This window comes from Microbacterium sp. NPDC087665, assembly GCF_044743285.1.
Classification (GTDB): domain Bacteria; phylum Actinomycetota; class Actinomycetes; order Actinomycetales; family Microbacteriaceae; genus Microbacterium.
Genome location: NZ_JBIUWD010000004.1, coordinates 202,440 through 228,259 on the forward strand (window position 1 = coordinate 202,440; position 25,820 = coordinate 228,259).

At 68.3% G+C, this 25,820-nt stretch carries 22 protein-coding genes; 1 reads left to right on the forward strand and 21 read right to left on the reverse strand.

Going from position 1 to position 25,820, the window contains the following annotated elements; translation table 11 throughout:
* Positions 1–46: 46 nt before the first annotated feature.
* The 10 genes from gmk to ACIOSY_RS10885 all read right to left on the reverse strand — a co-directional run bounded on the left by gmk (position 47) and on the right by ACIOSY_RS10885 (position 11,758).
* The gene (gene gmk, locus ACIOSY_RS10840) at positions 47–955 is read right to left on the reverse strand and encodes a guanylate kinase (RefSeq protein WP_400853035.1); all 909 of its coding nucleotides are present in this window, start codon (positions 953–955) and stop codon (positions 47–49) included.
* Positions 948–1,793 carry an orotidine-5'-phosphate decarboxylase gene (pyrF, locus tag ACIOSY_RS10845; protein ID WP_400853037.1) on the reverse strand — a complete coding sequence of 282 codons (846 nt, stop codon included), beginning with the start codon at positions 1,791–1,793 and terminating at the stop codon, positions 948–950. Before pyrF ends, gmk begins: the two co-directional genes overlap by 8 nt.
* On the reverse strand, positions 1,790–5,077 hold the full coding sequence (gene carB / locus ACIOSY_RS10850) for a carbamoyl-phosphate synthase large subunit (protein ID WP_400853039.1): 3,288 nt from the start codon (positions 5,075–5,077) through the stop codon (positions 1,790–1,792). The genes pyrF and carB overlap by 4 nt, the downstream gene beginning before the upstream one ends.
* Positions 5,077–6,222, reverse strand: coding sequence for a glutamine-hydrolyzing carbamoyl-phosphate synthase small subunit (gene carA, locus ACIOSY_RS10855; RefSeq protein ID WP_400853041.1), 1,146 nt, complete (start codon positions 6,220–6,222; stop codon positions 5,077–5,079). Before carA ends, carB begins: the two co-directional genes overlap by 1 nt.
* Positions 6,219–6,731 carry a hypothetical protein gene (locus tag ACIOSY_RS10860; protein ID WP_400853043.1) on the reverse strand — a complete coding sequence of 171 codons (513 nt, stop codon included), beginning with the start codon at positions 6,729–6,731 and terminating at the stop codon, positions 6,219–6,221. The genes carA and ACIOSY_RS10860 overlap by 4 nt, the downstream gene beginning before the upstream one ends.
* Positions 6,728–8,032: a dihydroorotase gene (locus ACIOSY_RS10865; RefSeq protein WP_400853045.1), complete on the reverse strand. Its 1,305-nt coding sequence runs from the start codon at positions 8,030–8,032 to the stop codon at positions 6,728–6,730. The genes ACIOSY_RS10860 and ACIOSY_RS10865 overlap by 4 nt, the downstream gene beginning before the upstream one ends.
* Entirely contained in the window at positions 8,029–8,994 is a 966-nt protein-coding gene (locus tag ACIOSY_RS10870) for an aspartate carbamoyltransferase catalytic subunit (protein WP_400853047.1), read from the reverse strand. Before ACIOSY_RS10870 ends, ACIOSY_RS10865 begins: the two co-directional genes overlap by 4 nt.
* A complete protein-coding gene (gene pyrR, locus ACIOSY_RS10875) occupies positions 8,991–9,521 on the reverse strand; it encodes a bifunctional pyr operon transcriptional regulator/uracil phosphoribosyltransferase PyrR (protein WP_400853049.1) in 531 nt (176 codons plus the stop codon). The genes ACIOSY_RS10870 and pyrR overlap by 4 nt, the downstream gene beginning before the upstream one ends.
* A gap of 67 nt (positions 9,522–9,588) precedes the next feature.
* Entirely contained in the window at positions 9,589–10,173 is a 585-nt protein-coding gene (locus ACIOSY_RS10880) for a hypothetical protein (protein WP_400853051.1), read from the reverse strand.
* Positions 10,174–10,177: 4 nt separating this feature from the next.
* The gene (locus ACIOSY_RS10885; protein ID WP_400853053.1) at positions 10,178–11,758 is read right to left on the reverse strand and encodes a Rieske 2Fe-2S domain-containing protein; all 1,581 of its coding nucleotides are present in this window, start codon (positions 11,756–11,758) and stop codon (positions 10,178–10,180) included.
* A gap of 225 nt (positions 11,759–11,983) precedes the next feature.
* On the opposite strand from ACIOSY_RS10885, the gene ACIOSY_RS10890 reads away from it, so the two are divergent.
* A complete protein-coding gene (locus ACIOSY_RS10890) occupies positions 11,984–12,910 on the forward strand; it encodes a DUF4349 domain-containing protein (protein ID WP_400853055.1) in 927 nt (308 codons plus the stop codon).
* A 33-nt stretch (positions 12,911–12,943) separates the two neighbouring features.
* Here the strand turns inward: ACIOSY_RS10890 and ACIOSY_RS10895 are convergent, their stop codons facing one another.
* The 11 genes from ACIOSY_RS10895 to alaS form a co-directional block, all read right to left on the reverse strand.
* On the reverse strand, positions 12,944–15,901 hold the full coding sequence (locus tag ACIOSY_RS10895) for a DEAD/DEAH box helicase (RefSeq protein ID WP_400853057.1): 2,958 nt from the start codon (positions 15,899–15,901) through the stop codon (positions 12,944–12,946).
* A gap of 47 nt (positions 15,902–15,948) precedes the next feature.
* Positions 15,949–16,359, reverse strand: coding sequence for a transcription antitermination factor NusB (gene nusB, locus ACIOSY_RS10900; protein ID WP_400853059.1), 411 nt, complete (start codon positions 16,357–16,359; stop codon positions 15,949–15,951).
* 3 nt (positions 16,360–16,362) lie between these two features.
* Positions 16,363–16,923, reverse strand: coding sequence for an elongation factor P (gene efp, locus ACIOSY_RS10905; RefSeq protein ID WP_400853061.1), 561 nt, complete (start codon positions 16,921–16,923; stop codon positions 16,363–16,365).
* Positions 16,924–16,995: 72 nt separating this feature from the next.
* Positions 16,996–17,433 carry a type II 3-dehydroquinate dehydratase gene (gene aroQ, locus ACIOSY_RS10910; protein ID WP_400853063.1) on the reverse strand — a complete coding sequence of 146 codons (438 nt, stop codon included), beginning with the start codon at positions 17,431–17,433 and terminating at the stop codon, positions 16,996–16,998.
* Complete coding sequence (gene aroB / locus ACIOSY_RS10915; RefSeq protein WP_400853065.1) at positions 17,430–18,518, reverse strand: 3-dehydroquinate synthase; 1,089 nt, start codon at positions 18,516–18,518, stop codon at positions 17,430–17,432. The genes aroQ and aroB overlap by 4 nt, the downstream gene beginning before the upstream one ends.
* Complete coding sequence (locus tag ACIOSY_RS10920; RefSeq protein WP_400853067.1) at positions 18,515–19,033, reverse strand: shikimate kinase; 519 nt, start codon at positions 19,031–19,033, stop codon at positions 18,515–18,517. The genes aroB and ACIOSY_RS10920 overlap by 4 nt, the downstream gene beginning before the upstream one ends.
* Positions 19,017–20,246, reverse strand: a complete 1,230-nt coding sequence (gene aroC / locus ACIOSY_RS10925; protein ID WP_400853069.1) for a chorismate synthase — start codon at positions 20,244–20,246, stop codon at positions 19,017–19,019. Before aroC ends, ACIOSY_RS10920 begins: the two co-directional genes overlap by 17 nt.
* Positions 20,247–20,305: 59 nt before the next feature.
* The gene (locus ACIOSY_RS10930) at positions 20,306–21,118 is read right to left on the reverse strand and encodes a shikimate dehydrogenase (protein ID WP_400853071.1); all 813 of its coding nucleotides are present in this window, start codon (positions 21,116–21,118) and stop codon (positions 20,306–20,308) included.
* A gap of 4 nt (positions 21,119–21,122) precedes the next feature.
* On the reverse strand, positions 21,123–22,646 hold the full coding sequence (mltG, locus tag ACIOSY_RS10935; protein WP_400853073.1) for an endolytic transglycosylase MltG: 1,524 nt from the start codon (positions 22,644–22,646) through the stop codon (positions 21,123–21,125).
* A gap of 2 nt (positions 22,647–22,648) precedes the next feature.
* The gene (ruvX, locus tag ACIOSY_RS10940) at positions 22,649–23,122 is read right to left on the reverse strand and encodes a Holliday junction resolvase RuvX (protein WP_400853075.1); all 474 of its coding nucleotides are present in this window, start codon (positions 23,120–23,122) and stop codon (positions 22,649–22,651) included.
* Positions 23,119–25,779 (reverse strand): alanine--tRNA ligase, encoded by a 2,661-nt coding sequence (gene alaS / locus ACIOSY_RS10945; RefSeq protein WP_400853077.1) that lies wholly within the window; start codon positions 25,777–25,779, stop codon positions 23,119–23,121. Before alaS ends, ruvX begins: the two co-directional genes overlap by 4 nt.
* Between the last annotated feature and the right edge of the window lie 41 nt (positions 25,780–25,820).

Below are 25,820 nucleotides of genomic sequence, written 5' to 3' on the forward strand. Positions count from 1 at the left end.
GCGACGGGATCGTCGCGAAGACGGTGCAATGGGCGCGCGAGAGAACTCAGCGAGCAGAGCTTGAAGACAATTCTACGACCTCGCCGGCGGCGACGGCGACGTCTTCGTTCACGATGAGGTGATCGAACTCGTTCTGAGCGGCGAGTTCGACCTTCGCCGTGCGCAACCGCCGAGCCCGTTCCTCGTCGCCCTCGGTGCCCCGACCGACGAGCCTCTGCACGAGTTCGTCCCAGCTCGGCGGCAGCAGGAAGATCAGCGTGGCCGACGGTTCTGCCGCTCGCACCTGCCGGGCTCCCTGCAGGTCGATCTCGAGCAGCACCGTCTTGTCCGCGGCGAGAGCCGCGTCGATGGGGGCCCGCGGGGTGCCGTAGCGCGAACGATTGTGCACGACCGCGTACTCGAGGAGTTCGTCCTGATCGATCAGCCGATCGAACTCGGCATCGTCGACGAAGTAGTAGTGCACGCCGTCGATCTCGCCCGGGCGGGGCGGGCGGGTCGTCGCCGACACCGAGAGATGGATCTCCGGGTTGTGCTCGCGGATGTGAGCGGCCACCGTGCCCTTGCCGACCGCCGTGGGCCCGGCGAGGACGAGCAGACGGCTGCGGGCTCCGCGGGGCTCGAGCACCGGGAAACGACGGTCGAGCCAGTCCGACAGGGCGACGCGCTGCCGGACCCCCAGGCCGCCGAGGCGCTTGACGGGCGAGATCCGCAGTTCTTCGAGGACACGATCGCGCTTGCCGGCGCCGATGGCGGGCAGCGCCAGCAGGAAGTCGGTGATGCGCATCGACCCCGCCACCGAGTCGGCGTCGTCGGTGGCGCGGCGCAGCACGGTCTGCGGCGTCACGACGCGCGTGGTCAGATCCCGCTTCAGCGAGGCGCGTGCGCGCCGCCGCTCCACGGCTTTGCGGGCTGCCGCAGCTCGATCGACTTCGGGGATGACGCGTGCGTCAGCCATGGGCGGCCTCCTGGTACTGGGCGACTCGGGTGTCGACGGCGTGCGTGAGACCATCCGGTCCTGCCGCGAGGATGCTCCGGCTCTCGCTCGCGATGACACTCGCCGCCATCGCTCCGAAACGCGTGCGCAGATCGCGAGGCTCTGCGCCCTGGGTGCCGAATCCAGGAGCGAGGATCGGGGCCACCGGCGCGAACGCCGCGATCGCGGCATCCGTCCAGTCGACCGTGGCTCCGATCACGAAGCCGGCACTCCCCCACTCATCGCCGTCGACCGCGGCGGCATTGCGCGCCGAGACCTCGGCGATGACGTCGGCGGCGACCGTCGACCCGGCGGCGCTGCGGGAGCGCTGCAGCTCACGCGCCTCCGGGTTGCTCGTGGCGGCCAGGACGAAGAGCCCTTTGCCGTGGGCCTCGGCGAGGGCGAACGCGCCGTCGAGCGCGCCCACTCCGAGGTACGGGTTCACCGTGAGCGCGTCGGCCTCGAGCGGCGACCCCGGGGTGAGCCACGCCGCGGCGTACGCGTCCATGGTCGATCCGATGTCGCCGCGCTTGGCGTCTGCGATCACGATGAGCCCCGCAGCCCTGGCCGCGACGAGCACTTCTTCGAGCGCCGCGATCCCCCGGGAGCCGAAGCGTTCGAAGAACGACACCTGCGGTTTCACGAACGCGACCCGGTCGGTGACGGCATCCACCGTACGCAGGCCGAATTCGCGCACGCCGGCGGCGTCATCGGTCAGACCCCACGCCGCGAGCAGCGCGGCATGGGGGTCGATGCCGACGCAGAGCGGGCCGCGCTCCGCGATGCCGGCGCGCGCCCGCTCGCCGAAGCCTGCGCTCACACGCCCGCCTTCCGGTCGAGTGCGTACTCCTGCAGGCTCTTCACTTCGAAGCCCTCGTCGGCGGCATCCATACCGCTCACTGCGGCGCCGAGAACGGCCATCGTCGTGAACAGCGCCTTGTCGGCGGCGACGGCCGCGGCGCGGATCTCGTATCCGTCAGCGCGTGCAGCACCGCCCGAGGGCGTGTTGACGACGATGTCGATCGCACCGTCGTTGATCAGATCGACGATGTTCTCGGCTCCGGAATCCTGCGTCTCGCTGAACTTCTCGACGACGGTCACCGCAATGCCGTTGCGCGAGAGGATCTCGGCCGTGCCCTCGGTCGCGACGATCGTGAAACCGAGCTGCTGCAGCCGGTGCGCCGGAAGGATCACCGCGCGCTTATCGGAATCGGCCACCGAGATGAACACGGTGCCGGACGTCGGCATGCCGCCGTAGGCTGCGGCCTGGCTCTTCGCGAACGCGGTCGGGAAGTCCTTGTCGATGCCCATGACCTCACCGGTCGAGCGCATCTCCGGGCCGAGGACCGAGTCGACGATCTTGCCCTCCTTGGTGCGGAAGCGCTTGAAGGGCAGCACAGCCTCTTTCACGGCGACCGGAGACCCCAGGGGAACGCGCGAACCGTCGTTCTCCGGCAGCAGGCCCTCGGCCTTCAGCTCGGCGATCGACGAGCCGACCATGATGCGGCTGGCCGCCTTGGCCAGCGGGATGCCGAGCGCCTTCGACACGAACGGCACGGTGCGACTCGCCCGCGGGTTCGCCTCGATGACGTAGAGCACGCCGGCGCTGATCGCGAACTGCACGTTGAGCAGGCCGCGAACGCCGACGCCCTGCGCGATGGCGAGCGTCGCCGTGCGCACACGGTCGATGTCGCTGCGTCCGAGCGAGATCGGCGGAAGGGTGCAGCTCGAGTCGCCGGAGTGGATGCCCGCCTCTTCGAGGTGCTCCATGACGCCGCCGATGTAGAGCTCGGTGCCGTCGAACAGCGCGTCCACGTCGATCTCGATCGCGTCGTCGAGGAAGCGATCGACCAGGAGCGGCTTGCCCTCTTCGATGATCACCTCGCCGGCGGTGCGCACGAAGTAATCGCGCAGGCTCTCGGAGTCGTACACGATCTCCATGCCCCGGCCGCCGAGCACGAAGCTCGGGCGCACCAGAACGGGGAAGCCGATGTCCTCGGCCACCGCGACCGCGCCGTCGACGTCGACCGCCGTGCCGTGGCGCGGGGCGACGAGGCCGGCCGCGTCGAGGATGCCGCTGAACAGCGCCCGCTCCTCGGCGAGGTCGATGGCCTCCGGGCTGGTGCCGAGCACCGTGTAACCGGCGGCCTCGATGCCCTTGGCGAGCCCGAGCGGGGTCTGTCCACCGAGCTGGCAGACGACTCCGAGGATGGTGCCGCTCGCGGCCTCTGCGTCGAGCACCTCGAGCACGTCCTCGAGCGTCAACGGCTCGAAGTACAGGCGGTCGGAGGTGTCGTAGTCGGTCGAGACCGTCTCGGGGTTGCAGTTGACCATGACGGTCTCGTACCCGGCATCCGAGAGCGCGAACGATGCGTGCACGCACGAGTAGTCGAACTCGACGCCCTGGCCGATGCGGTTCGGACCGGAACCGATGATGACGACCTTCGTGCGATCCGACGGAGCGACCTCGGTCTCGAAGTCGTAGCTCGAGTAGTGGTAGGGCGTGAGGGCGGGGAACTCTCCCGCGCACGTGTCGACCGTCTTGTAGACGGGGCGGATGCCGAGGCCGTGACGCACCCCGCGGATCTCCGCCTCGGTCTCGCCGCGGATCTCGGCGAGCTGGGCGTCCGAGAATCCATGCTCCTTGGCGTAGCGCAGCGTCGCGGCGTCGAGCTCGGGAGCGGTGCGGACGATTTCGGCGACCTCGTTGATCAGCACGATCTGGTCGAGGAACCAGGGGTCGATGGCCGTGGCCTCGAAGGCCTGCTCGATCGTCGCCCCCTTACGCAACGCCTGCTGCAGCACGACGATGCGGCCGTCGGTCGGCGTCTTCGACACCTCGAGGAGCTCCTCGAGCGAGCGGTCCTCCGCGCCCCAGTGGAAGCTCGATCCGCGCTTCTCGAGCGAACGCAGTGCCTTCTGCAGCGCCGTCGCGTAGTTGCGACCGATCGCCATGGCCTCGCCGACCGACTTCATGGTCGTGGTGAGCGTGACGTCGGCGGCGGGGAACTTCTCGAACGCGAAGCGCGGCACCTTCACGACGACGTAGTCGAGCGTGGGCTCGAAGCTGGCCGGCGTGACACCCGTGATGTCGTTCGGGATCTCGTCGAGACGGTAACCGAGCGCGAGCTTCGCGGCGAGCTTGGCGATCGGGAAGCCCGTCGCCTTCGACGCCAGCGCGCTCGAACGCGACACGCGCGGGTTCATCTCGATGACGATGATGCGGCCGTTCTCCGGGTTCACGGCGAACTGGATGTTGCAGCCGCCGGTGTCGACGCCCACCGCGCGGATGATGTCGATACCGATGTCGCGCAGCTTCTGGTACTCGCGGTCGGTGAGGGTCAGCGCCGGGGCGACCGTGATCGAGTCACCCGTGTGCACACCGACCGGGTCGACGTTCTCGATGGAGCACACGACCACCGTGTTGTCGGCCGTGTCGCGCATGAGTTCGAGCTCGTACTCCTTCCATCCGAGGATCGACTCCTCGAGGAGCACCTCGTTGGTCGGCGAGTCGTGCAGGCCGGCGCCGGCGATGCGGCGAAGGTCGGTCTCGTCGTATGCGAAGCCGGAACCGAGTCCGCCCATCGTGAAGCTGGGGCGCACCACGAGCGGGTAGCCGAGCTCGCCGGCAGCGGCCAGCACCTCGTCCATCGTGTGCGCGATTCGGGAGTCGGCGACATCGGCGCCGGCGTCGAGGACCAGCTGCTTGAAGATCTGACGGTCTTCGCCCTTGTTGATCGCCTCGAAGCTGGCGCCGATCAGCTCGACGTCGTACTTCTCGAGGATCCCGTGGTTGTGCAGCTCGATGGCTGCGTTGAGGGCCGTCTGACCACCGAGCGTGGGCAGGATCGCGTCGGGGCGCTCCTTGGCGATGATGGTCTCGATGACCTGCCAGGTGATCGGCTCGATGTAGGTCGCATCGGCGAAGTCCGGGTCGGTCATGATCGTGGCCGGGTTGGAGTTGACCAGGATCACACGCACGCCCTCCTCGCGGAGGACGCGGCACGCCTGGGTGCCGGAGTAGTCGAACTCGCAGGCCTGACCGATGACGATCGGGCCGGAACCGATGACGAGGACGGAGGAGATGTCGTCGCGCTTGGGCATTACTTGGTGTCCTTCTGAGTCGCGATGACCAGGTCACGGAACCGGTCGAAGAGGTAGTTGGCATCGTGCGGGCCTGCGGCGGCCTCGGGGTGGTACTGCACGGAGAATGCGGGGATGTCGAGGGCGCGGAGGCCCTCGACCACGTTGTCGTTCAGCCCGACGTGGCTGACCTCGACCTTGCCGTAGCCGTTCGGGCTGTCGAAGGCTCCCTCGAGCGGTGCGTCCACCGCGAAGCCGTGGTTGTGCGCGGTGATCTCGACGCGGCCCGTGGTCTTGTCGAGCACCGGCTGGTTGATACCGCGGTGGCCGAACGGCAGCTTGTAGGTGCCGAGACCGAGCGCGCGGCCCAGGAGCTGGTTTCCGAAGCAGATGCCGAAGAACGGCAGGCCGTCGTCCAGGACGGCGCGCAGCAGTTCGACGTGGCCATCGGAGGCGGCGGGGTCTCCGGGGCCGTTCGAGTAGAAGACCGCGACCGGGTCGACCGCGCGGATCTCGTCGATCGTGACGTTCTGCGGCAGCACGTGCACGTCGAAACCGCGCGCCGCGAGGTTGTCGATCGTGGCCTGCTTCACCCCGAGGTCGAGGACCGCGAGGTTTCCGACGCGCTCCCCCAGCCCGGTCGTGATCGTGATCTCGTCGACCGAGACCTCGGCCGACAGGTTGCGGCCCGCCATCTCCGGCGCTTCGCGCACGATGCGCAGCTGCTCCTCGGCATCCTGGTCGGCGTCCGCACCCGAGAAGATTCCACCGCGCATGGAGCCGGCCGAGCGGATGTGCCGGGTGATGGATCGGGTGTCGATCCCGCTGATCCCGACGATCCCGTCCTTGACGAGGACATCGTCGAGAGAGGCGTTGGCCCGCCAGTTCGACACGACGCGCGAGGGGTCGCGCACGATGTAACCGGCGACCCAGACGCGACGCGACTCGCGATCTTCGTCGTTCATGCCGGTGTTGCCGATGTGGGGCGCGGTCTGCAGCACGATCTGCCCGGCGTAGGAGGGATCGGTGATCGTCTCCTGGTAACCGGACATCCCGGTGGAGAACACCACCTCGCCGAGCGTGGTGCCGCGCGCGCCATAGGCGCGTCCGACGTGGCGGGTGCCGTCTTCGAGGACGAGGACGGCGGTTTCGGGCAGAGCGGTCATGAGGTGGCTCCTGTGTCGTGGGCTGCGGGGACGAGCCGCTGCAGGTCTGATACGAGGTTCTGTGGGTCGCCGGTGGCGAGGCGGAGGTAGGAGTCGACGATCGTGCCGTCGTCGGCGGTCCAGACGATGCGGACGAGCCCGCCCGGCTCCACGACGCGGTCGATCGTCACGGTGGCGCGATCGACGGTGAGCAGCCGGGAGGAGGCGAGGAACACGGTCGGCGCCCCGTCGAGGCAGAGCGCGATTCCCCGATCGGTGAGCGCGAGCTCGCCGCGGGCCCGGTAGGCCAGGGGCGAGATCGCGAGGCGTTCGAGCGGTTGATCGTGCTTCGTGGAAGACACGTAGAGCACCTCGTGGCGCGAGACGACCTCCGCGTGCTCGGGCACGCCGAGGGGCGCGACGATCGCGGCATCGCGTCGCTGTCGTCGACGCCAGGCCAGCAGCATCGTCAGCAGCACGAGCAGCGCCACCCCGATGGTGATCGCGATCGCGATATCCCGTGCGCTCATGCGTTGAGATCCTCGACGAGAGAGCCGGCATCGACCGTCAGGCGTCCGCCGTGCACCGTGAACTCGACACGGCCGGGCAGAGCGCGTCCGAGGTAGGGCGAGTTCGTGCTGCGTCCGTGGAGGTCGGCCTCGGTGAAGACGCCGTCGACCGATGCGTCGTACAGGGCGAGATGCGCCGGCTGGCCCACCTCGAGCGGGGTGCCGTGCCCGGCGAGTTGACCGATGCGCGCCGGCGTGGCGCTCATGACGCGGGCGACGTCGTCCCAACCGATGAGGCCCGTCTGCACCATCGACTGGTGCACGACGCGCAGAGCGCTCTCGAGACCTACCATGCCGTTCGCCGCGGCCTGCCATTCGCAGGCCTTGTTCTCGCTCGGATGCGGAGCATGGTCGGTGGCGACGATGTCGATCGTGCCGTCGGCGAGTCCGTCGCGCACCGCGAGAACGTCTTCCTCACGGCGCAGCGGCGGGTTGACCTTGTAGCGGGCGTCGTAGCCGCGCACCAGTTCATCGGTGAGGAGCAGGTGGTGAGGGGTGACCTCGGCCGTGACCGCGATCCCGCGCTTCTTCGCCCAGCGGATGATGTCGACCGACCCGGCGGTCGACAGGTGGCAGACGTGCAGTCGCGAGCCGACGTGCTCAGCGAGCAGCACGTCGCGGGCGATGATCGACTCCTCGGCGACCGCGGGCCATCCGGCGAGACCGAGCTCGGCCGAGACGGTGCCCTCGTTCATCTGAGCGCCCTCGGTGAGACGCGGATCCTGGGCATGCTGAGCGATGACGCCGCCGAAGGACTTCACGTACTCGAGTGCACGGCGCATGATCAGCGGATCGAACACGCAGAACCCGTCGTCGCTGAAGACGCGCACCTTCGCACGCGACGAGGCCATGGCCCCGAGCTCCGCGAGGCGCTCGCCCTTCTGCCCGACCGTGACTGCTCCGATCGGCTGCACGGTGGCATAGCCGGACGCCTCACCGAGGGCGAGCTCCTGCTCGACCACTCCGGCGGTGTCCGCGACGGGCGACGTGTTCGGCATCGCGAAGACCGCGGTGAATCCGCCGGATGCCGCAGCCCTGGTGCCCGTGAGAATCGTCTCGGACGCTTCGTACCCGGGCTCCCGCAGATGCGTGTGGAGGTCGACGAGCCCGGGCAGCGCCACCAGACCGTCGGCCTCGATGACGCGGGCCCCAGAGCGGCTCAGCGCCGTTCCGATCTCCGCGATGATTCCGTTCTCGATGATGATGTCGGCGCTCTCCGCGCCGAGCACCTTCGCACCGGTGATGACGAGAGTCTCGCTCACAGGTCTCCCCCTCGTTCGTCGTCTCGTTCTCCTGCCAGCAGCAGGTACAGCACCGCCATGCGCACGGACACCCCGTTCGTGACCTGCTCCAACACCGTGGAGCGGGGCGAATCGGCGGCTTCGGAGGAGATCTCCAGTCCGCGGTTCATAGGCCCTGGGTGCATCACAATGCTACCGTCCGGCAGACCGGCCACACGCCGTGCGTCCAGCCCCCATCGTCGCGAATACTCCCGCTCAGTGGGGAAATACGCGGCGTTCATGCGTTCGAGCTGAATGCGCAGCATCATGACGGCATCCGGGCCTTCGGCCAGAGCCTCGTCGAGGTCGTACACGACCCGGATCGGCCAGAGCGACACATTCTGCGGAACCAGCGTGGGCGGAGCCACGACGGTCACCTCGGCACCCAGCGTGGTCAGCAGCCAGACGTTCGAGCGTGCGACACGGGAATGCAGCACGTCGCCCACGATCACGACGCGCAGGCCGGCGAGGTCGCGGCCTCGGCTGTCGGAGCCGAACCGACGCTTGCGGATGGTGAACGCGTCGAGCAGCGCCTGCGTCGGATGCTCGTGGGTGCCGTCACCCGCGTTGACCACCCCGGCTGAGATCCAGCCGCTGGTCGCGAGGGTCTGCGGTGCGCCGGAACCGGGGTGGCGGATGACGACGGCATCCGCCCCGATGGCTTCGAGCGTCTGGGCCGTGTCCTTGAGGCTTTCGCCCTTCGAGACGCTGGAGCCCTTGGCCGCGAAGTTGATGACGTCGGCGGAGAGGCGCTTCGCCGCGGCCTCGAATGAGATGCGGGTGCGGGTGGAATCCTCGAAGAAGAGGTTCACGACGGTCTTGCCCCGCAGGGTCGGAAGCTTCTTGACCTCGCGGGACTGCGTGTCCGACATGTCTTCGGCGACGTCGAGGATGCGCACGGCGGTCGCTCGGTCGAGCGTTCGGGTGTCGAGGAGGTGTCTCATTCGCCGATCGTCACTTCCTCGGAGCCGTCGTTCTCAACCAGGCGCACGTTGACGCGCTCGGTCCGAGCCGACGGGATGTTCTTGCCGACGAAGTCGGGGCGGATGGGGAGCTCGCGATGACCGCGATCCACGAGGATCGCCAGGCGCACGATCGACGGGCGCCCCACGGACTGGATGGCATCGAGGGCGGCGCGGATGCTGCGACCGGAGAAGAGCACGTCATCGACGAGCACGACGGTCTTGCCGTCGACTCCCCCCGCCGGGATCTCGGTGGGGTGCGGGGAACGCGTCGGATGCTTCGCCAGATCGTCGCGGAACAGCGTGACGTCGAGCGCACCGACCGGAACGGTCTGCTGCGCGATGTCGCTGATCAGAGCGCCGAGGCGCTGGGCGAGGGTGACGCCGCGGGTCGGAATGCCCAGCAGGACGAGGTTCTCGGCTCCTCGGTTGGATTCGAGGATCTCATGCGCGATGCGGGTCAGAGCCCGCGAGATATCGGCTTCGTGCAAGACGGTGCGTGCACTCATCAGCCGCTCCCTTCTCCGCCTCACAGGACGGTGTTAAAGGTTGCTTGTCCTGTCAGTCTACCCGTGCTCACCGCCACCCGAGCACGTCGCGGACGACCGCCTGCGATGCCGGGCTGCCGTCGTTGGCGATTGCGTTCAGCGTCTCGTGCGAGAGCATCGCCGCCTCCGCTCCCGCCGCCGCCGTGATGCCGTCGATCGCGGCGCTGACTCGCGGCGCCGCCGCCCGGGCGTACTCGGCGTCGCCGCGTCCGGACGTGTGCGGGAACACGACCAGCTCCCCCACGCCGCCGGCGACCCGGCGGGCCGCGACGATGACGAGGGTCGGCGGGATCACATGCTGCAGTGCGCGCGGCAGCGGGAACGGCAACTCGTCGGTGAGGAAACCCTGCCACCAGCCGCGGCTGGACCGCTTCTCGTCACCGATCTCCATGGCCGTGGCCGTCCACTCCGACCCCTGAGCGTGCAACGTCTCGGCGAAGCCGTCGGCTCGAACGTCGAACCCCTCGGCCTCGAGGAAGTCGATAGCGATGCGCACCAGACGATCGGGAGTCGAGCGCACGACCCAGCGGGCGCCGTGCAGCGAGCCCTTCCACGCGCCTCGTGAGGTGCGGGCCTCCCGGCCCCTCCCCTGCGGATGCTCCGTGCCGACCACGCGGTCAGCTCGCCGGACGAAGGGCTTCGTCCGCGGCCGTGTCGTCGATCCTGGTCGATCGGATGGGGTGACCGCTCGTCGAGAGGCAGCGCCCGGTCTTCAGGTCCCACTTCCAGTCGTGCATGCTGCAGGTGAGGATGCCGTCGCCGTCGACCGTGCCCGTGCGGGTGAGGTCGGCACGGAGATGCGGGCAGCGACGCTGCACCTTCCACTCGCCGATCTCGGCGTCTTCGGTCTGGTCGGTCTGCTCCTGGTACCAGTTCTCGACGTATTCGATGCGGTCGACCGAGAGGCACTTCAGGAACGTCGTCAGGAACTCGTTGAACTTGCCGCTGCGACCCACCTGGAACTGCAGCGACAGGAAGATCGAGTTCGACCAGTCGATCTCGTGGTCGCGGATGTTCGTCGAGACCAGATCGGCGGGAATCGTGTACCAGTACACGCACTCTTCGCCGGCGTACTCGCGCACCTTGGCACGTGGGAAGTCCACCACCATGTCGAGATCGCCGATACGGAATCGCACGCATCCGCCGACGCCGAGGCGGATCGTGCGCGACTTCTTCAGCAGCGGCTCCCACCAGGCCTTCAGCGCCTCGAGGATCTCGGCTGCGGGGAGCGGCTCGGCGCGCGAGGCCTCCTCATCGCGGATCTCCTGCTGCCGGGTCTCGCGCTGGGATTCGAGGTAGTCCCACTTCTCGTCGAAGATGTGGGCGATCTCGGCATCCGAGTAGAGCGACTGCTCGGTCGTGACCTCTCCGCCCGACACCGTGACGACGGTGCCGGGGATGAACAGCTGGCCGTCGTACTTCGGCGCCAGTTCATTCATGTGCGCGAGGAACTGCTTCTGATCGGTGAAGATCGAGTCCTCGTTCTTGCCGATCCCGTTGTACGGGAACAGCTCGTCGCGCAGGAACATCGGCGGACCCGCCATCGGGAAGACGTGCGGGGCATCGACCTTCTCGATGTAGTACATGGCGCGCTTGTTCTGCGCGTCGCGCTTGAGCTTCGCGAAATTCTGCTTGGCGTCGAGTGGGAGGTCGTAGACCATCGGCCACCAGATCGCACCGGAGACCTGCGTGAAGTACGCGTCAGGCTTACCGAAGTCGAGAAGGGTCTCGAGGTCGAGCGGGTGCGAGTCGTTCTGGTTGAGGACCGAGCCCGTTCCGTCGTCGACGCTCAAAGACGAGTCGCCGATCGGTCCGTCGCTCGGGGCCCGCAGCGGCGTGATCATGATCTTCAGATCGCCGCGCTGGATGATCTCGCCCGCCGGCGCATACGTGATGTTCGTGTACCCGAGCGCCCGGATGTCGCGCTCGAGATCGTCGATCGGGTACTCGGGCAGCAGGACCTCGATGTCCTTGCGGATGTACCGCTCGAGGAGTGCCGGGTCGAAGTGGTCGCGGTGCCGGTGCGAGATGTAGAGGAAGTCCGCTTCACGGCCGAAGCGCTCCCAGTCCAGACCGCGGTTGTCGGGGAAGGGGAACCAGGAGCCGAAGAACGAGGGACCCAATACGGGGTCGCAGATGATGTTCCCGCCGACCGTCTCGATGAACATCCCGGCGTGGCCGAGTCCCGTGATCCGCATTGCTCTCCTCCTGGTGCATCCCGGGGCATCCACTCTCGAACGCCCGCCGGGGACGCGCTCGATTCTACCCGCGACGCCCTGATCGTCTGCGGTGACCCGGCCGTGCAAAAGGCTCCCCGTGCGCACGGCGTGCTTTGTCGCAGATGCGGACTCGTTATCGAAAGCTGATCGGATCGTGACCGAACTCACGGGGTGACCGGATGGTCGGGCCAATAGCATCCCGACATGACCTCGCCATCGCGCATCCTTCTCGCTCTCGTCCTCGCGGGCACCGCCGCCCTCGCGCTCAGCGGCTGCACTGCGGGAGGCGGCGGCAGCAGTTCATCCGTCGACCAGGTTCCTGCACAGGACGAAGCCGCCACGGTCGCCGACCCGGACTCCGCCGACACCGCGGTGATCATCACCGGTCGCGTGGTCATCACCGCCGATTCGCCGGTGGCGGCCGCCGACGAGGCGACCGACATCGCGATCGACGCGGGCGGGCGTGTCGATGCGCGCAGCGAGCACGCCAGCGGAGAAGGCGGCGATGCGACCGCCGAGCTGACGATGCGCATCCCCGCCACCGCGGTCGAAGAAGTGCGGGTCGCGCTCCGCGACCTCGGAACCGTGGAGGAGACCTCGCTCGAGACCGCCGAGGTCGGCGGTCAGCAACGCGACCTGACCGCGCGCATCACGACCCTCACCACCTCGATCGCGCGCTACAACGAATGGCTGGCGACCGCGGACAAGACCTCCGACCTCATCGATCTCGAATCGGCGATCGCCGAGCGGCAGAGCGAACTCGAACTCCTGCAGGGCGAGCTCCACGCGCTCGAAGACCAGGTGGCGATGTCGACGATCACCGTCACGATCCGCTCCGAGTACGTGCCCACCTCGACGGCGCCGTCCAACCTGGGCGAGGCGCTCGCGGTGGGGTGGACGGGCTTCGTGGCCTTCTGGTCGGGCGTGGTCATCGCGCTCGGTGTCGCGCTCCCCTGGCTCGTGCTGCTCGCGGCCATCGCGGCAGTCGTCATGTGGCTCGTCGCGCGGAAGCGGCGTCGGGTCCCGGCATCCGCAGTTGCGCTCCAGACACCGCTCCAGACACCGCACCCGGCGCTCTTCGAAGCCGCCGGTGGGCCGGTGGAGCCTGCGCAGCACCCGCACACCCCGTGAGCTCGACGGCGAGGACACGCGCGCGACGCGAGCTCACCCCTCGAACAGGCCCCTGATGTCGTCGGCGGACAGGGACTGGGCGAAGAGCGCGTCGTCGTCCATGACGGCCGAGAACAGCCGAGCCTTGCGGCGCTGCAGATCGAGGACCTTCTCCTCGATCGTGCCCACGGCGATCATCCGGTAGACGAACACCTGAGCCGATTGCCCGATGCGGTGCGTGCGGTCGATCGCCTGCGCCTCGGCTGCGGGGTTCCACCACGGGTCGAGCAGGAACACGTAGTCGGCCTCGGTGAGGGTGAGGCCGAAGCCACCCGCCTTCAGGCTGATGAGGAAGACGGGTTGCTCACCGGACCGGAACCCCTCGATGGTCTCCTGTCGCCGACGCGTGGACCCATCGAGGTGCGCGTACGGGATTCCGGCGGCGGTGAGACGCTCGGCGGCCAGATCGAGGAACGACGTGAACTGGCTGAACACCAGGGCGCGGTGGCCTTCCTCCTGCAGCTCGGCCACGCGCTCGAGCAGCACATCGAGTTTGCGCGATCCGATGCGGGAGTCGATCGGATCGATGAGCGCGGGTGACAGGCTGAGCATCCGCAGCAGTGTGAGCGAGCGGAACACGATGAAGCGATTGCGATCGAGGTCGGGCAGCAGCCCCAGCACCTTCTGCCGCTCTCGCTGCAGCACCACATCGTAGAGGGCACGATGCGAAGAGCTGAGCTCGATCTCGAGAACCTGCTCCTGCTTCGGAGGAAGCTCGGCGGCGACGAGGTCTTTCGTGCGCCGCAGCATCAGAGGACGGATGCGCCGGCGCAGCTGATCCAGCCGCCGCTGTCGGTACGGCCCGCCCTCTTCGTTCTCGGGGACCTTGCCCTGCTCGATCGGCTGAATGTACCGCTCACGGAACTTGCTCTCCGAGGGGAACAGGCCCGGTGCCGAGAGCTTCAGCAGCGCCCAGAGCTCGCTGAGGCTGTTCTCCAGCGGTGTTCCGGTGACGGCGTACGTGACATCGGCGCGGAAGCCGGCGATCGCCCGGTGCAGCTTCGTCGCCGGGTTCTTCACGAACTGCGCTTCGTCGAGGATCACGCCGGCCCACTCGACGTCGGCGAACACCTGTTCGTCGAGGCGGGCGATCGTGTAGGTGGTGATCACCACGTCGGCATCGAACGGTTCGGCCAGCCCCGATGTCCGGGTCGCCTCGCGCACCTGCACCCGAAGACTGGGCGCGAACCGCGCGGCCTCGGTCTTCCAGGTCGCGACGACCGATGTCGGCGCGATCACCAGGAACGGCCGCCGCTCACCGGCCTCCCGCGCATGCAGGAGAAGGGCCAGCAGCTGCACGGTCTTCCCGAGTCCCATGTCATCGGCCAGGATCCCCCCGAGCCGGTGGGACCAGAGGAACGCGAGCCAGTCGAATCCGTCTTTCTGGTACGGACGCAGCGTCGCCGCGAGCCCCCCGGGAAGCGGCGTCGACGGCACCCGCGTCGCGTCACGGAGCCCCTCGGCCGTGGCCCTCCAGCTCACCGCGGGAAGAGCCTCGTGCGCGAGGTCTTCGAACTCCTCCCAGAGATCGGTCTGGTAGCGGCTGATGCGCGGCCCCGTCTCCCATTCGTCGAGCGCCGCAGCCTCGTCGAGGAGCTCGCGGAGCCGATCGAGCGCGGGATGCTGCAGCGAGAAGTAGCTGCCGTCGACGAGCAGCAGCTTCTTGCGTCCTTTGCTCAACGCGGTGAACAGCGGCTCGAACGGGATGAGGCGCCCGTCGATCCGCACGAGGATGCCCAGATCGAACCAGTCCGGATCGCTCGACTCGAGGGTCGACACCGTCACCTGGGGTTCTCCGGTGAGCTCCTGATAGGTCTTGCGCGGCCCGTCGACGACCACCGTCACCTGCTCGTTCTCGAGCTTCGGCACGGTGTGCGTCACGAACTCCGCCGCCTCGACATCGTGGAAGGCGCCTGAGGGCCCGAGCGCCGCCCCGGTGAGCTGCTGCCACAGAGCGGCCACCGGAGCGAGAACGGCCTCCTCCTCCGTGCGGTCGCGCACCCCATCGGCGGAGTCGATGAAGGGCACACGACCGAATCCGCGGTAGTCCCATTCGAAGACGTACCTCACGGTGTCACCACGGTGGAAGGACAGCACGAGAACCAGCTGCGGGAGCGGAAGCGGCGGCAGCCGCACGCTTCCACGGCCACGCACATCGATCCGTCGCGCGAGCAGCGGATACGCCTCGCGAAGGAACGCGGCTTCGTCGGCCGAGGGCACCTCGACGGGACCCGTGGCCGCGAGCAGCGCCCGCACCGACTCGGTGAGCGCGATCTCGCCGAGGGAGACACGGGCACGCGCACCGCGCAGAGACACGGCGTACAACCCGCTGCGTCCGATCACCCGCACATCTCCCGGGGGCGTCGCGCGCCCATCGATCGAGACCTCGGGCGTGACGACCAGGGCTCCGTCGTCGTTCCGGTCGACCGCGGCGGCCACGCTGACCGACTCGGCGACATCGACGTCGAACGCCTTCTGGGTGGCGACGAGAGGTATGCCCATCGCGAGTCCGGCGCGCAGGTGCTCCCAGAGGAGGGTCGATTCGATGTGATCGACCAGCAGCCAGTCTCCGGCCGTGCCCGAGAGCAGCGTGTCCCGAGCGATGCTGAGGAGGTCGGCGAACCACCGGGAACGATCGCGCCCGTAGCGGGTCGGCGAACGCCGAACGAGGTCCCAGGTCGCCGAACCCTGCACCCACGCGCCCGTCGCCTCGCTCCGCTCCAGGGGGCGGATGCCGAGCAGGATCTCGCCCGAGCGCTTGGCGATGTCGCGAACGGTCGCTGCCCGCTGGGGCCGCACGCCCCACGGATTCGTGCCTCGCGACTCCCGATAGCGCAGCTCCACGCCCAGCGCGAGCGCGGTCGCCCCGCCGTCGTCCGGCGCGCCGAGGAGGTCACGCCATCCGCCGGCGGACGAGCCGTCCGGTCGGGACGGTTCGCTCGGGAAGGACATGGAGATCATCCTCTCCCGTGCCGCCGACACGGCGGCTGTCGAGCCGGTCAGGCGGCGCGGGACACCCGAGCGAGGACGCCGTGCACGAACGCCCCGGAGTCGTCGGTGGAGAACTCCTTGGCGAGCTCGACGGCCTCGTCGATCGCGACGGCGGTCGGTACCTCGTCGTTGAACAGAATCTCCCACACGGCAATGCGCAGCAGCGCACGGTCGACAGCGGGCATCCGCTCGAGCTTCCAGTCGCGACTGTGCGTCGTGATCTGCTCGTCGATGTCATCGCGGTGATCGATGATGCCGTCGACGATCTCGCGGGCGTACAGCCAGGAGGCCTCGCGGGAGGGCTCGCTCGCCGCACGCTTCGCCTCTGCGGCGAGGGTCACAGGAACCTCGTCGCCACGAACGTCAGCGGAGAACAGGATGTCGAGTGCGCGCTTGCGCGCCTTCGTCCGGGCGCTCACGCCTTACTTCTCGCGACCGAGGTAGTCACCCGTGCGGGTGTCGACCTTGATCTTCGTGCCGGTCTCGAGGAACAGGGGAACCTGCATCTCGTAGCCGGTCTCGAGGGTGGCGGGCTTCGTGCCGGCCGATGAGCGGTCGCCCTGCAGACCGGGCTCGGTGTAGGTGACCTCGAGGGTCACGGAGGCCGGAAGATCGATGTACAGCGGGTTGCCGTTGTTCAGGGCGATCGTGACCTGCTGGTTCTCGAGCAGGAAGTTCTTGGCGTCGCCGACCGTCGCGGCGCCGACCGTGATCTGGTCGTAGTCGGTGGCATCCATGAAGACGAAACCGTCGCCGTCGTTGTAGAGGTAGGTGAAGTCACGACGATCGACGTTCTCGATCTCGATCTTCGCACCGGCGTTGTACGTGCGGTCAACGACCTTGCCCGACACGACGTTCTTGAGCTTGGTGCGGACGAACGCTCCACCCTTACCGGGCTTGACGTGCTGGAACTCGATGACGCTCCAGAGCTGCCCGTCGATACTGAGGACGACGCCGTTCTTGATGTCTGCGGTAGATGCCATGCGCTGAGAGTTCCGTTCCTGTGTGGTTTCGCGGCCGCCCTCGACAGGCTAGGGAAGGGCCGACAGTAGATTCTACGGGATGAGCGCGGTGAGCTGTCGCACCGCTTCTGCATACCCCTGCACGCCCTCGCCGATGACACGCACCGCTGCGACGTCGTGCAGGTACGAGTGATGACGGAATTCCTCGCGCTCGTACACGTTCGAGATGTGCACTTCGGCGAACGGAAGGGCGACCCCGGTCAGCGCGTCGCGGAGTGCGACGGAGGTGTGCGTGAGCCCGCCGGGATTGATCACGATCGCCGCGCAGTCATCACGCGCCGCATGGATCGCGTCGATGAGGACGCCCTCGTGATTACTCTGCAGGGCCCGCACCTCGAACCCGGCGGCCGCGGCGGCCTCGGCGGCGATCCGCTCGACGTCGACGAGAGTCGCCGTGCCGTACACCGCGGGCTCGCGCGTTCCCAGCAGATTGAGGTTGGGGCCGTTCACGAGCAGGATGCGGCGGGTCACGACCCGACCTCCTGATAGGCGGCGAACAGCAGGGACTCGTCCGGAGCCTGCAGAACCGTGGGCTTCGCGATGTCATCGAGCAGGATGAAGCGCAGCATCCCGCCGCGGCTCTTCTTGTCGCGCTGCATCGTCGCGAGCAGCTGCGGCCACGCGCCGGCACGGTACGACGTCGGCAGACCGAGGGACTCGAGGATGCTGCGGTGGCGTGCCGCCGCGTCATCGGACAGTCGTCCGGCCAGACGCGAGAGCTCTGCGGCGAACAGCATTCCGACCGAGATCGCCGCGCCATGACGCCAGCGGTAGCGCTCCGCGTGCTCGATGGCGTGACCGAGGGTGTGCCCGTAATTGAGGATTTCGCGCTGTCCGGCTTCGCGGAAGTCCTCCGAGACGACCGTGGCCTTCATGCCGATCGCCAGCTCGACCGCCCGGCGGAACTCGTCGGTGTGCGGGTCGACGGCGCGGGAGGGATCGGCCTCGATGATGTCGAGGATCTCGGGCGACCAGATGAATCCGGCCTTCACCACCTCGGCGAACCCGGCCGTCGCCTCGTTCGGGCTCAGGCTGCTCAGCTCATCGAGGTCGCCGATGACGGCGCGCGGAGCCCAGAACGCGCCGACGAGGTTCTTCCCCTCGGCGGTGTTGATCCCCGTCTTACCGCCGACCGACGCGTCGACGAGACCCAGCACGGTAGTGGGCACCTGCACGAGTTGGATGCCGCGCAGCCAGGTGGCCGCTACGAATCCTGCAAGATCAGTCACCGCTCCCCCGCCATAACCCACGACGGCGTCCGTGCGGGTGAAGTCGGCCTGGCCCATGACCTGCCAGCAGAAGGCGGCGACCTCGATGCGCTTGCCCTGCTCCGCATCGGGGATCTCCGCGAGCAGTACCTCACGCTGGCCGTTGGCGGTGTCCGCGAGGAGCCGATCGCGCAGTTCGGCCGCGCGGGCGGCGAGCGTCGGCGGGTGCACCACCAGGATCTTGCGGACTCCGGGAGACAGGGCCGCGGAGACCCGGTCGAGGATTCCCCGCCCGATCGAGACGTCGTAGGCGTCGTTCCCGGTGACACTGATCGTCGTGGTGCTCATCGCTGTTCTTTCCTCCAGGTCGCGATCTCATCCGCGATCTTCTGCATCGGTCTGCGTGATGTGTCGAATGTGGTCGACGCGACTTCTTCGTACCAGGGGCGCCGCTCGTCGAAGATCGCCCGCCATCTGTCCAGCGGATCCTCGGACTCGAGGAGCGGACGGCTGCCACCGCGAATCCGATCGGCGACGGCGTCGGCGCTGACCGTCAGGAAGACGACCCGGTGCGCACGCAGCAGGTCGCGCGTACCGGCGTCGGTCACCGCTCCGCCTCCGAGGGAGACGACTCCTCCCTCGGCGAGGGCGTCGGCCACGGCGAGACGCTCGAGTTCACGGAACGCTCCCTCGCCGTGCTCCGCGAAGATCGCCGGGATCGGGCCGTGGGCGGCGACGATCCGCTTGTCGGTGTCGATGAACGGCACGCGCAACCGACGTGCCACGCGACGCCCCACGCTGGTCTTCCCGGCGGCCATCGGGCCGACGAGCACCAGCGTCAGGGGGTCAGTGCTGTTCGTCATGCGCGAGGAGCGCGGCCTCGGATGCCGGGGCGGTGCGGAGCTCGTCGGGAATGCCTGCGAGGTACCCCTCGACATTGCGACGCGTCTCGCGGATGCTGTCGCCGCCGAACTTCTCGAGCACGGCGCGTGCGAGTTCGATCGCGACCATCGCCTCGGCCACGACGCCGGCGGCCGGGACCGCGCACACGTCGGAGCGCTGGTGATGCGCCGTCGCCTCGTCGCCAGTGGCGATGTCGATCGTCCGCAGCGAGTGCGGCACGGTCGCGATCGGCTTCATCCCCGCGCGGACGCGCAGAACGGTGCCCGTGGACATGCCGCCCTCGATGCCGCCCGCGCGATCGGAGGCCCGCGTGATGCCGGCGTCGGTCGCGAAGAGCTCGTCATGGGCTGCGGAACCGCGTCGACGCGTGGTCTCGAACCCGTCGCCGACCTCGACGCCCTTGATGGCCTGGATGCTCATCAGCGCCTGCGCCAGACGAGCGTCGAGTCGACGATCACCGTGCACGTGCGAACCGAGTCCCGGGGGAAGCCCGTAGGCGAGCACCTCGACGATGCCTCCGAGCGTGTCGCCGTCTTTCTTGGCGTCGTCGACCTCGGCCACCATCAGGGCGGAGGTGGCGGGATCGAAGCAGCGCAACGGATCGGCGTCGAGCGCCTCGACGTCGTCGGGGGTCGGCAACGGGGCGCCGGCCGGAACCTGCACCGGACCGATCGACAGCGTGTGACTGACCAGACGGATACCGAGCTCACTGAGGAAGGCTCGCGCCACGGCACCGAGGGCGACGCGCGCTGCCGTCTCGCGGGCGCTGGCGCGTTCGAGGATCGGGCGCGCCTCGTCGAAGTCGTACTTCTGCATGCCGACCAGGTCGGCGTGACCAGGGCGCGGACGGGTCAGAGGGGCACCTCGCCCGCGCGACATCTCGGTGAGGTCGATGGGCTCGGGGCTCATGACCTCGACCCACTTCGGCCACTCCGTGTTGCCGATGCGCAGAGCGATCGGGCTGCCCAGGGTCTTGCCGTGCCGGACGCCGCCCGAGATCGACAGCTCGTCCTGCTCGAACTTCATCCGCGAGCCGCGGCCGTAGCCGAGCTTGCGACGCTGGAGGTCGGCCTGGATCGCCTCGGAGGAGACGGGCACACCCGAAGGGAGGCCCTCCATGATGGCGATGAGTTCGGGGCCGTGCGATTCGCCGGCAGTCAGCACGCGGAGCATTGCTCTAGTCTCCCATGTCCGGGAACACGGTCCGTCCGCGTTTCAGGATGCGTCGGTGCTCACAGTGCTGCGCGCATCGCGCGCAGCACGGATTCCTCATCCGCCAGCACGTGCAGCGGATCGCCGTGCAAGAAGATGCGGATCTGCCGAACGGCCTGGTGCAGGAGCATCCCGAGCCCGGAGATCACCGGAGCGCTCCCCCATCCGGCCGCCAGAGCAGACGGCCAGGGCGCGTACGCCGCGTCGAAGAGCGGACCGCCGTGCGCGCCGAGCCGGGCGACGACGGCGTCGGGCAACGTCGTCCCGCTCGGGAGCGTTGCGATCGTCAGGTCTGCAGCATCGACCTGCGCATCGAAGGAGTGTGCGCGCACCGAGATGCCGAGATGCTCCCCCAGTGCCAGCAACCCTCCCGCACGGTCAGGATTCCTTGCGCGGATGTCGGCGCGTACGACTCCGAGTTCGCGAGCCGCGACGAGCGCGGATGCCGCCGTCGCCCCCGCGCCGATAATGCGCACCGACTCGATCTGCGTGATCGCGTGCTCGGAGAGCGCATCGACGATTCCCCCCACATCCGTGTTGAAGCCGAGGAGGCGATCTCCGAGCAGGAGCGTGTTGACGGCACCCGTCGACATCGCGTGGGAATCGGTGGCATCCGCCGCGTGAAAGGCGGATTCCTTCAGCGGCATCGTCAGCGAGAGACCGCGCCACGACTCGTCCAGGGCATTCAGCTCCGAGGCGAAGCCGTCGACGTCGACCTGCGAGCGTCCGTACTCCCACTCCAGCCCGAGCACGCCGTAGGCGGCCGCGTGCAGCGCGGGCGACTTGGAGTGCGCGATCGGGTCGCCCCACACCGCGAGTCGGAACGGCGTCATCGGGTCAGCAGCCGGCGTCGGGATTGGCCCGGCACCATTCACGCCACTTCTCGATTCCGGCCTGATGCTCTTCGTAGGTCTCCGAGAACTGCGTCTCACCGGTCGACAGGTCGATCGTCACGAAGTAGAGCCACGGGCCATCCGCCGGGTGCATCGCCGCGTTGATCGCGGCGTCGCTCGGGCTGGCGATGGGCGTCACCGGGAGCCCGGTGTTGACGTACGTGTTCCACGGGTTCGGATCTTCCAGAGCCTCCTGGGAACTCGAGACGACGCCCTCGTGCAGCGAGCCGTAGCCGTACTGCGCGGTGGAGTCCATCTGGAGCTTCATGTCGATGTCCAGGCGATTCTGGATCACGCGAGACACCTTGTCGAAGTCGTCGAGACGACCCTCGCGCTGAATGATCGACGCGATCGTCAGCACTCGTTCCGCCTCAGCATCCGGCACGCCCGCGGCGGCCAGGGACTCGCGCGTGCGATCCACCATGCGCTGGATCACCTGCTGCGCCGTCACCTCGGGGTCGAAGGTGTAGACCGCGGGGAACAGCCACCCCTCGAGACTCTGCGCACTCACGCCGTACGCGGAGGGGTCGGCCACGGCCGCCTGGAAGTCCTCCAACGGCAGACCGAGAGTTTCGGCCATGGCGGGGAGCGACGACACGATCGTGCCGCCTTCCGCCACCGAGACCGTGTTCTCGAGCTTGTTGCTCCCGTCCTGGAGCGCCGCGAGGGCCGCTTCGGCAGTCATCTTCTTCTGCAGGCGGTACACGCCCGGGTAGAAGGTGACGGCCTCCCCTTCGGAGATCAGGTAGTCGTAGAAGACCTCGGAGGTCTTGGTCACGCCGGCTTCGTACAGGGCGGTCGACACGGGCTGCCCGGTGTCACCGGCCTTGATCGTCACGAAGGCTTCACCCGTCGCGATGCCCGCCTCCCAGTCATCCGGCTCGCCCCAGCCGAGGAACTCGTTGATCTTGTCGCCGTAGGTATTCATCGCCCAGGCGCCGGCCGCCGCGATCCCGCCGATGATCGCGAGGACGATGATCAGAGCGATCAGGCATCCGCGTCGGCGCTTCTTCTTCGGGACGCGCGCATCTGCGCGCTCGTCATCGGGTGAGACGAACAGGTCGTCCAGTCCGCCCCCGAGGCCGGGCTCCGCGGTCGGAAGAATCGCCGCCGCCGAGGCGGTCGGTTCGACTGACGCAGCCGTGACAAGGGCGGGAGCCGGCTCTGAGACATCCGCGTGTGCGTCGGCGTCGGCGTCGGCGATCGCGCGGGCGTCGGCGACACTCGAATCCATGAGCGGTGTCGCCGCGGGCATGACGGTGGGCGCTACCTCGACCGACGGAGGTACCGGCTCAGACGTGGCGGCGGTACGGGTCGCCGCCTCGCGCGCAGCCCTGCGCGACCCCGGCGCGGGGGCGCTGTTGTCGACGGTCGGATGCTGCTGCGTCGGTTCGGGGAGGTTCGCGAACAGATCGCCCAGTGGCGCGTCCGGATCCTGCGGGGCGGAGGCGCCGTCGCGTTCAGACATGTTCAGGGGTGCTCCTCGTCAAGCGGGACAGCGGCACCGGCCGGGTTTCCGGTGCTCTTTTCCATGTCGATCGCCTGCTGCAGCAAGACCACAGCAGCGACCTGATCCACAATGCTACGAGAGTTCTTCTGGTTTCTCCCGGAAGAGCGCAGCGCCGCGTGTGCGGACACCGTGCTCAGTCGTTCGTCGACGAGGCGCACGGGAGTTCCCGTCCGGACCTGCAGCGTCGCAGCGAACTCGCGTGCGTCCACCGTGGAGGCCGTGTCAGTGCCCTGCATGTTGACGGGCAGACCCACGATGAACTCGAACGGCTCGTACTCGGCGGCGAGCTCGATGAGACGGTCGATCGATGTCTCCGACCGGGGCACTGTCTCGACCGGGACGGCGAGCATGCCGTCGGGATCGCTCCGGGCGACCCCGACGCGCGCCCGACCGACGTCGATGCCCAATCGCACTCCGCGACGGAAGCCGCTCACGCTGCGTGCAGCTCCTGAGCGATGGCATCGAGTGCCGCGGGCAGTGCCCCGACATCCGTGCCGCCGCCCTGAGCCACGTCATCACGGCCGCCGCCGCCACCACCGAGCACTCCGGCTGCCCGCTTCGCGAGCGCACCCGCCTTCGCGCCAGCGGTCCGTGCGGCGTCGTTCGTGGCGATCACGACGACGGGACGCCCGTTCACCACGGCGCCGAGTGCCACGACGGCGGCGTCCGAGCCCAGACGATCGCGCACGCCGAGCACGAGATCACGCAGATCGTCGCCCGATGCGAGCTCGCCCAGCGACTGCGAGGCGAGGCGGAAGGCTCCCACACGCGTCGCGGCGTCGGCGATGGCCGGAACCTGCCCTGCCCGCTCCTTCGCTTCGAACTGGGCGATGCGCTTCTCAGCGGCCTTGAGGCTGGCCGCCAGGTCTGCGATGCGCTCGGGAAGCTGTTCGCGGGGCGTCTTCAGCGAGTTGCTCAACTGCGAGACGAGAGCCCGCTCGGCCGCGAGATCGCGGAAGGCATCGGCGCCGACGAGCGCCTCGATGCGACGGTTGGATGCACCGACCGACGACTCGCCGACGAGACTGACGAGTCCGATCTCCGCACTCGTGCTGACGTGCGTGCCGGCGCAGAGCTCGCGCGACCACGGACCGCCGATGTCGACCATCCGCACCACGTTGCCGTACTTCTCGCCGAACAGAGCCATCGCCCCGGCCTCTTTCGCCTCATCCAACGAGACGATGCGAGTCGTCACCTCGAGGGCGTCCTGCACGGCCCGGTTGGTGATCTCCTCGATCTCGGTGCGCGTGTCGAGCGAGAGCGCCTGCGACCACGAGAAGTCGAAGCGCATGTAGCCGGCTCGGTTGAGCGACCCCGCCTGCGTCGCGGTGGGTCCCAGCGTGTCGCGCAGAGCAGCGTGCACGAGGTGGGTCGCGGAGTGCGCCTGGCGCGCGGCGCGACGGTTCGCGGCATCCACGACGGTGGTGGCGGCGTCATCGACGGAGACACTCCCCCGCGACACCTCGACCGTGTGGCTGATCAGCCCCGGGACCGGGCGCTGCACGTCGAGGACCTCGAGCTCGAAGCCCGCGCCGATGATGGCACCCTTGTCGGCGACCTGGCCGCCGGACTCCGCATACAGCGTGGTCTCGGCGAGGACGACCTCGGCGATCTGCCCTTCGTTGGCGACCCGAGCGGGCTGCCCGTCGATCAGGATGCCGAGGATGCGCGATTCCACCTCGAGTTCGCCGTAGCCGTCGAAGCCCGTCTCGCCGAGCGCGCGCAGGTCACGGTAGACCGAGACATCGGCGAGCTGGCGCTTGCGGTTGCGGGCATCCGCCTTCGCCCGATCGCGCTGCTCCTTCATGAGGGAGTCGAAAGCCGCACGATCGACGGCGAGGCCCGCCTCTTCCGCGACCTCGAGGGTGAGGTCGATGGGGAAGCCGTAGGTGTCGTGCAGCAAGAAGGCCTCGGGGCCGCTGAGCGCCGCCTTTCCGCCCTTCTTGGTCTCGTCGAGCGCGAGGTCGAGGATCGTCGATCCCTGCGCGAGCGTGCGGCGGAAGGTCTCCTCCTCGGCGAAAGCCGATGCGGACAGGGTCGCCCAGTCCTTCTCGAGCACGGGGTACGCGGCCTTCATCGCGTCACGCGACGCGGCGAACAGCTCGGGGAAGACGGGCTCGTCGACGCCCAGAAGGCGCATGGCGCGCACGGAGCGGCGCATGAGCCGGCGAAGAATGTACCCGCGCCCCTCGTTCGAGGGTCGCACGCCGTCGGAGAGCAGCATCAGCGAGGAGCGCACGTGGTCGGCGACGACACGGAAGCGCACATCGTCGTCGTGCTCGGCACCGTAGCGGCGGCCGGACAGCTCGACAGCACGGTCGAGCACGGGGCGCACCTGATCCGTCTCGTACATGTTCTCGACGCCCTGCTTCAGGAATGCGACGCGCTCGAGGCCCATGCCGGTGTCGATGTTCTTCTGCGGCAGCTCGCCGACGATGTCGAACTCGGTCTTGCCACGGACGTTCTCGATGAAGTCCTGCATGAAGACGAGGTTCCAGATCTCGAGGAACCGGGAGTCGTCGGCCGCGGGACCGCCGTCTTTGCCGTAGGCAGGACCACGGTCGAAGAAGATCTCGGAATCCGGACCGCCCGGGCCGGGCTGACCGGTGTTCCAGTAGTTGTCCGCGCGACCGAGCCTCTGAATCCGCTCCGGCTTCAGCCCGATGATGTCGCGCCAGATCGACTCGGCCTCGTCGTCGGTCTCGTAGACCGTGACCCAGAGGTCCTTCTCGTCGAAGGCGTATCCGCCATCTGCCGCGGAGCTGGTGAGCAGCTCCCACGCGTAGCGGATCGCTCCCTCTTTGAAGTAGTCGCCGAACGACCAGTTGCCCATCATCTGGAAGAAGGTGCCGTGACGCGCCGTCTTGCCGACCTCTTCGATGTCGTTGGTGCGTATGCACTTCTGCACATCGGCGATGCGCGGATGCGGAGACGGGACGACACCGGTCAGATAGGGGATGAACGGCACCATGCCGGCCACCGTGAAAAGCAGTGACGGATCGTCGCTGACCAGAGAGGCCGAGGGGACGATGACGTGGTCGTTCTTCTCGAAGAAGTCGAGGTAGCGCTGCGCGATTTCCGCAGAATTCATAAGGGTGCCCGGGTGTCCTTGTTCGGAGGGGTGAGAGCTGC

Bases quoted from the DNA above. Each gene is read 5' to 3' on its own strand.
- gmk (WP_400853035.1), bottom strand. From the start codon at position 955: ATGGCTGACGCACGCGTCATCCCCGAAGTCGATCGAGCTGCGGCAGCC.
- carB (WP_400853039.1), bottom strand. From the start codon at position 5,077: ATGCCCAAGCGCGACGACATCTCCTCCGTCCTCGTCATCGGTTCCGGC.
- carA (WP_400853041.1), bottom strand. From the start codon at position 6,222: ATGACCGCTCTGCCCGAAACCGCCGTCCTCGTCCTCGAAGACGGCACC.
- ACIOSY_RS10860 (WP_400853043.1), bottom strand. From the start codon at position 6,731: ATGAGCGCACGGGATATCGCGATCGCGATCACCATCGGGGTGGCGCTG.
- ACIOSY_RS10870 (WP_400853047.1), bottom strand. From the start codon at position 8,994: ATGAGACACCTCCTCGACACCCGAACGCTCGACCGAGCGACCGCCGTG.
- pyrR (WP_400853049.1), bottom strand. From the start codon at position 9,521: ATGAGTGCACGCACCGTCTTGCACGAAGCCGATATCTCGCGGGCTCTG.
- ACIOSY_RS10885 (WP_400853053.1), bottom strand. From the start codon at position 11,758: ATGCGGATCACGGGACTCGGCCACGCCGGGATGTTCATCGAGACGGTC.
- ACIOSY_RS10890 (WP_400853055.1), top strand. From the start codon at position 11,984: ATGACCTCGCCATCGCGCATCCTTCTCGCTCTCGTCCTCGCGGGCACC.
- ACIOSY_RS10895 (WP_400853057.1), bottom strand. From the start codon at position 15,901: ATGTCCTTCCCGAGCGAACCGTCCCGACCGGACGGCTCGTCCGCCGGC.
- efp (WP_400853061.1), bottom strand. From the start codon at position 16,923: ATGGCATCTACCGCAGACATCAAGAACGGCGTCGTCCTCAGTATCGAC.
- aroB (WP_400853065.1), bottom strand. From the start codon at position 18,518: ATGAGCACCACGACGATCAGTGTCACCGGGAACGACGCCTACGACGTC.
- ACIOSY_RS10920 (WP_400853067.1), bottom strand. From the start codon at position 19,033: ATGACGAACAGCACTGACCCCCTGACGCTGGTGCTCGTCGGCCCGATG.
- aroC (WP_400853069.1), bottom strand. From the start codon at position 20,246: ATGCTCCGCGTGCTGACTGCCGGCGAATCGCACGGCCCCGAACTCATC.
- ACIOSY_RS10930 (WP_400853071.1), bottom strand. From the start codon at position 21,118: ATGACGCCGTTCCGACTCGCGGTGTGGGGCGACCCGATCGCGCACTCC.
- mltG (WP_400853073.1), bottom strand. From the start codon at position 22,646: ATGTCTGAACGCGACGGCGCCTCCGCCCCGCAGGATCCGGACGCGCCA.
- alaS (WP_400853077.1), bottom strand. From the start codon at position 25,779: ATGAATTCTGCGGAAATCGCGCAGCGCTACCTCGACTTCTTCGAGAAG.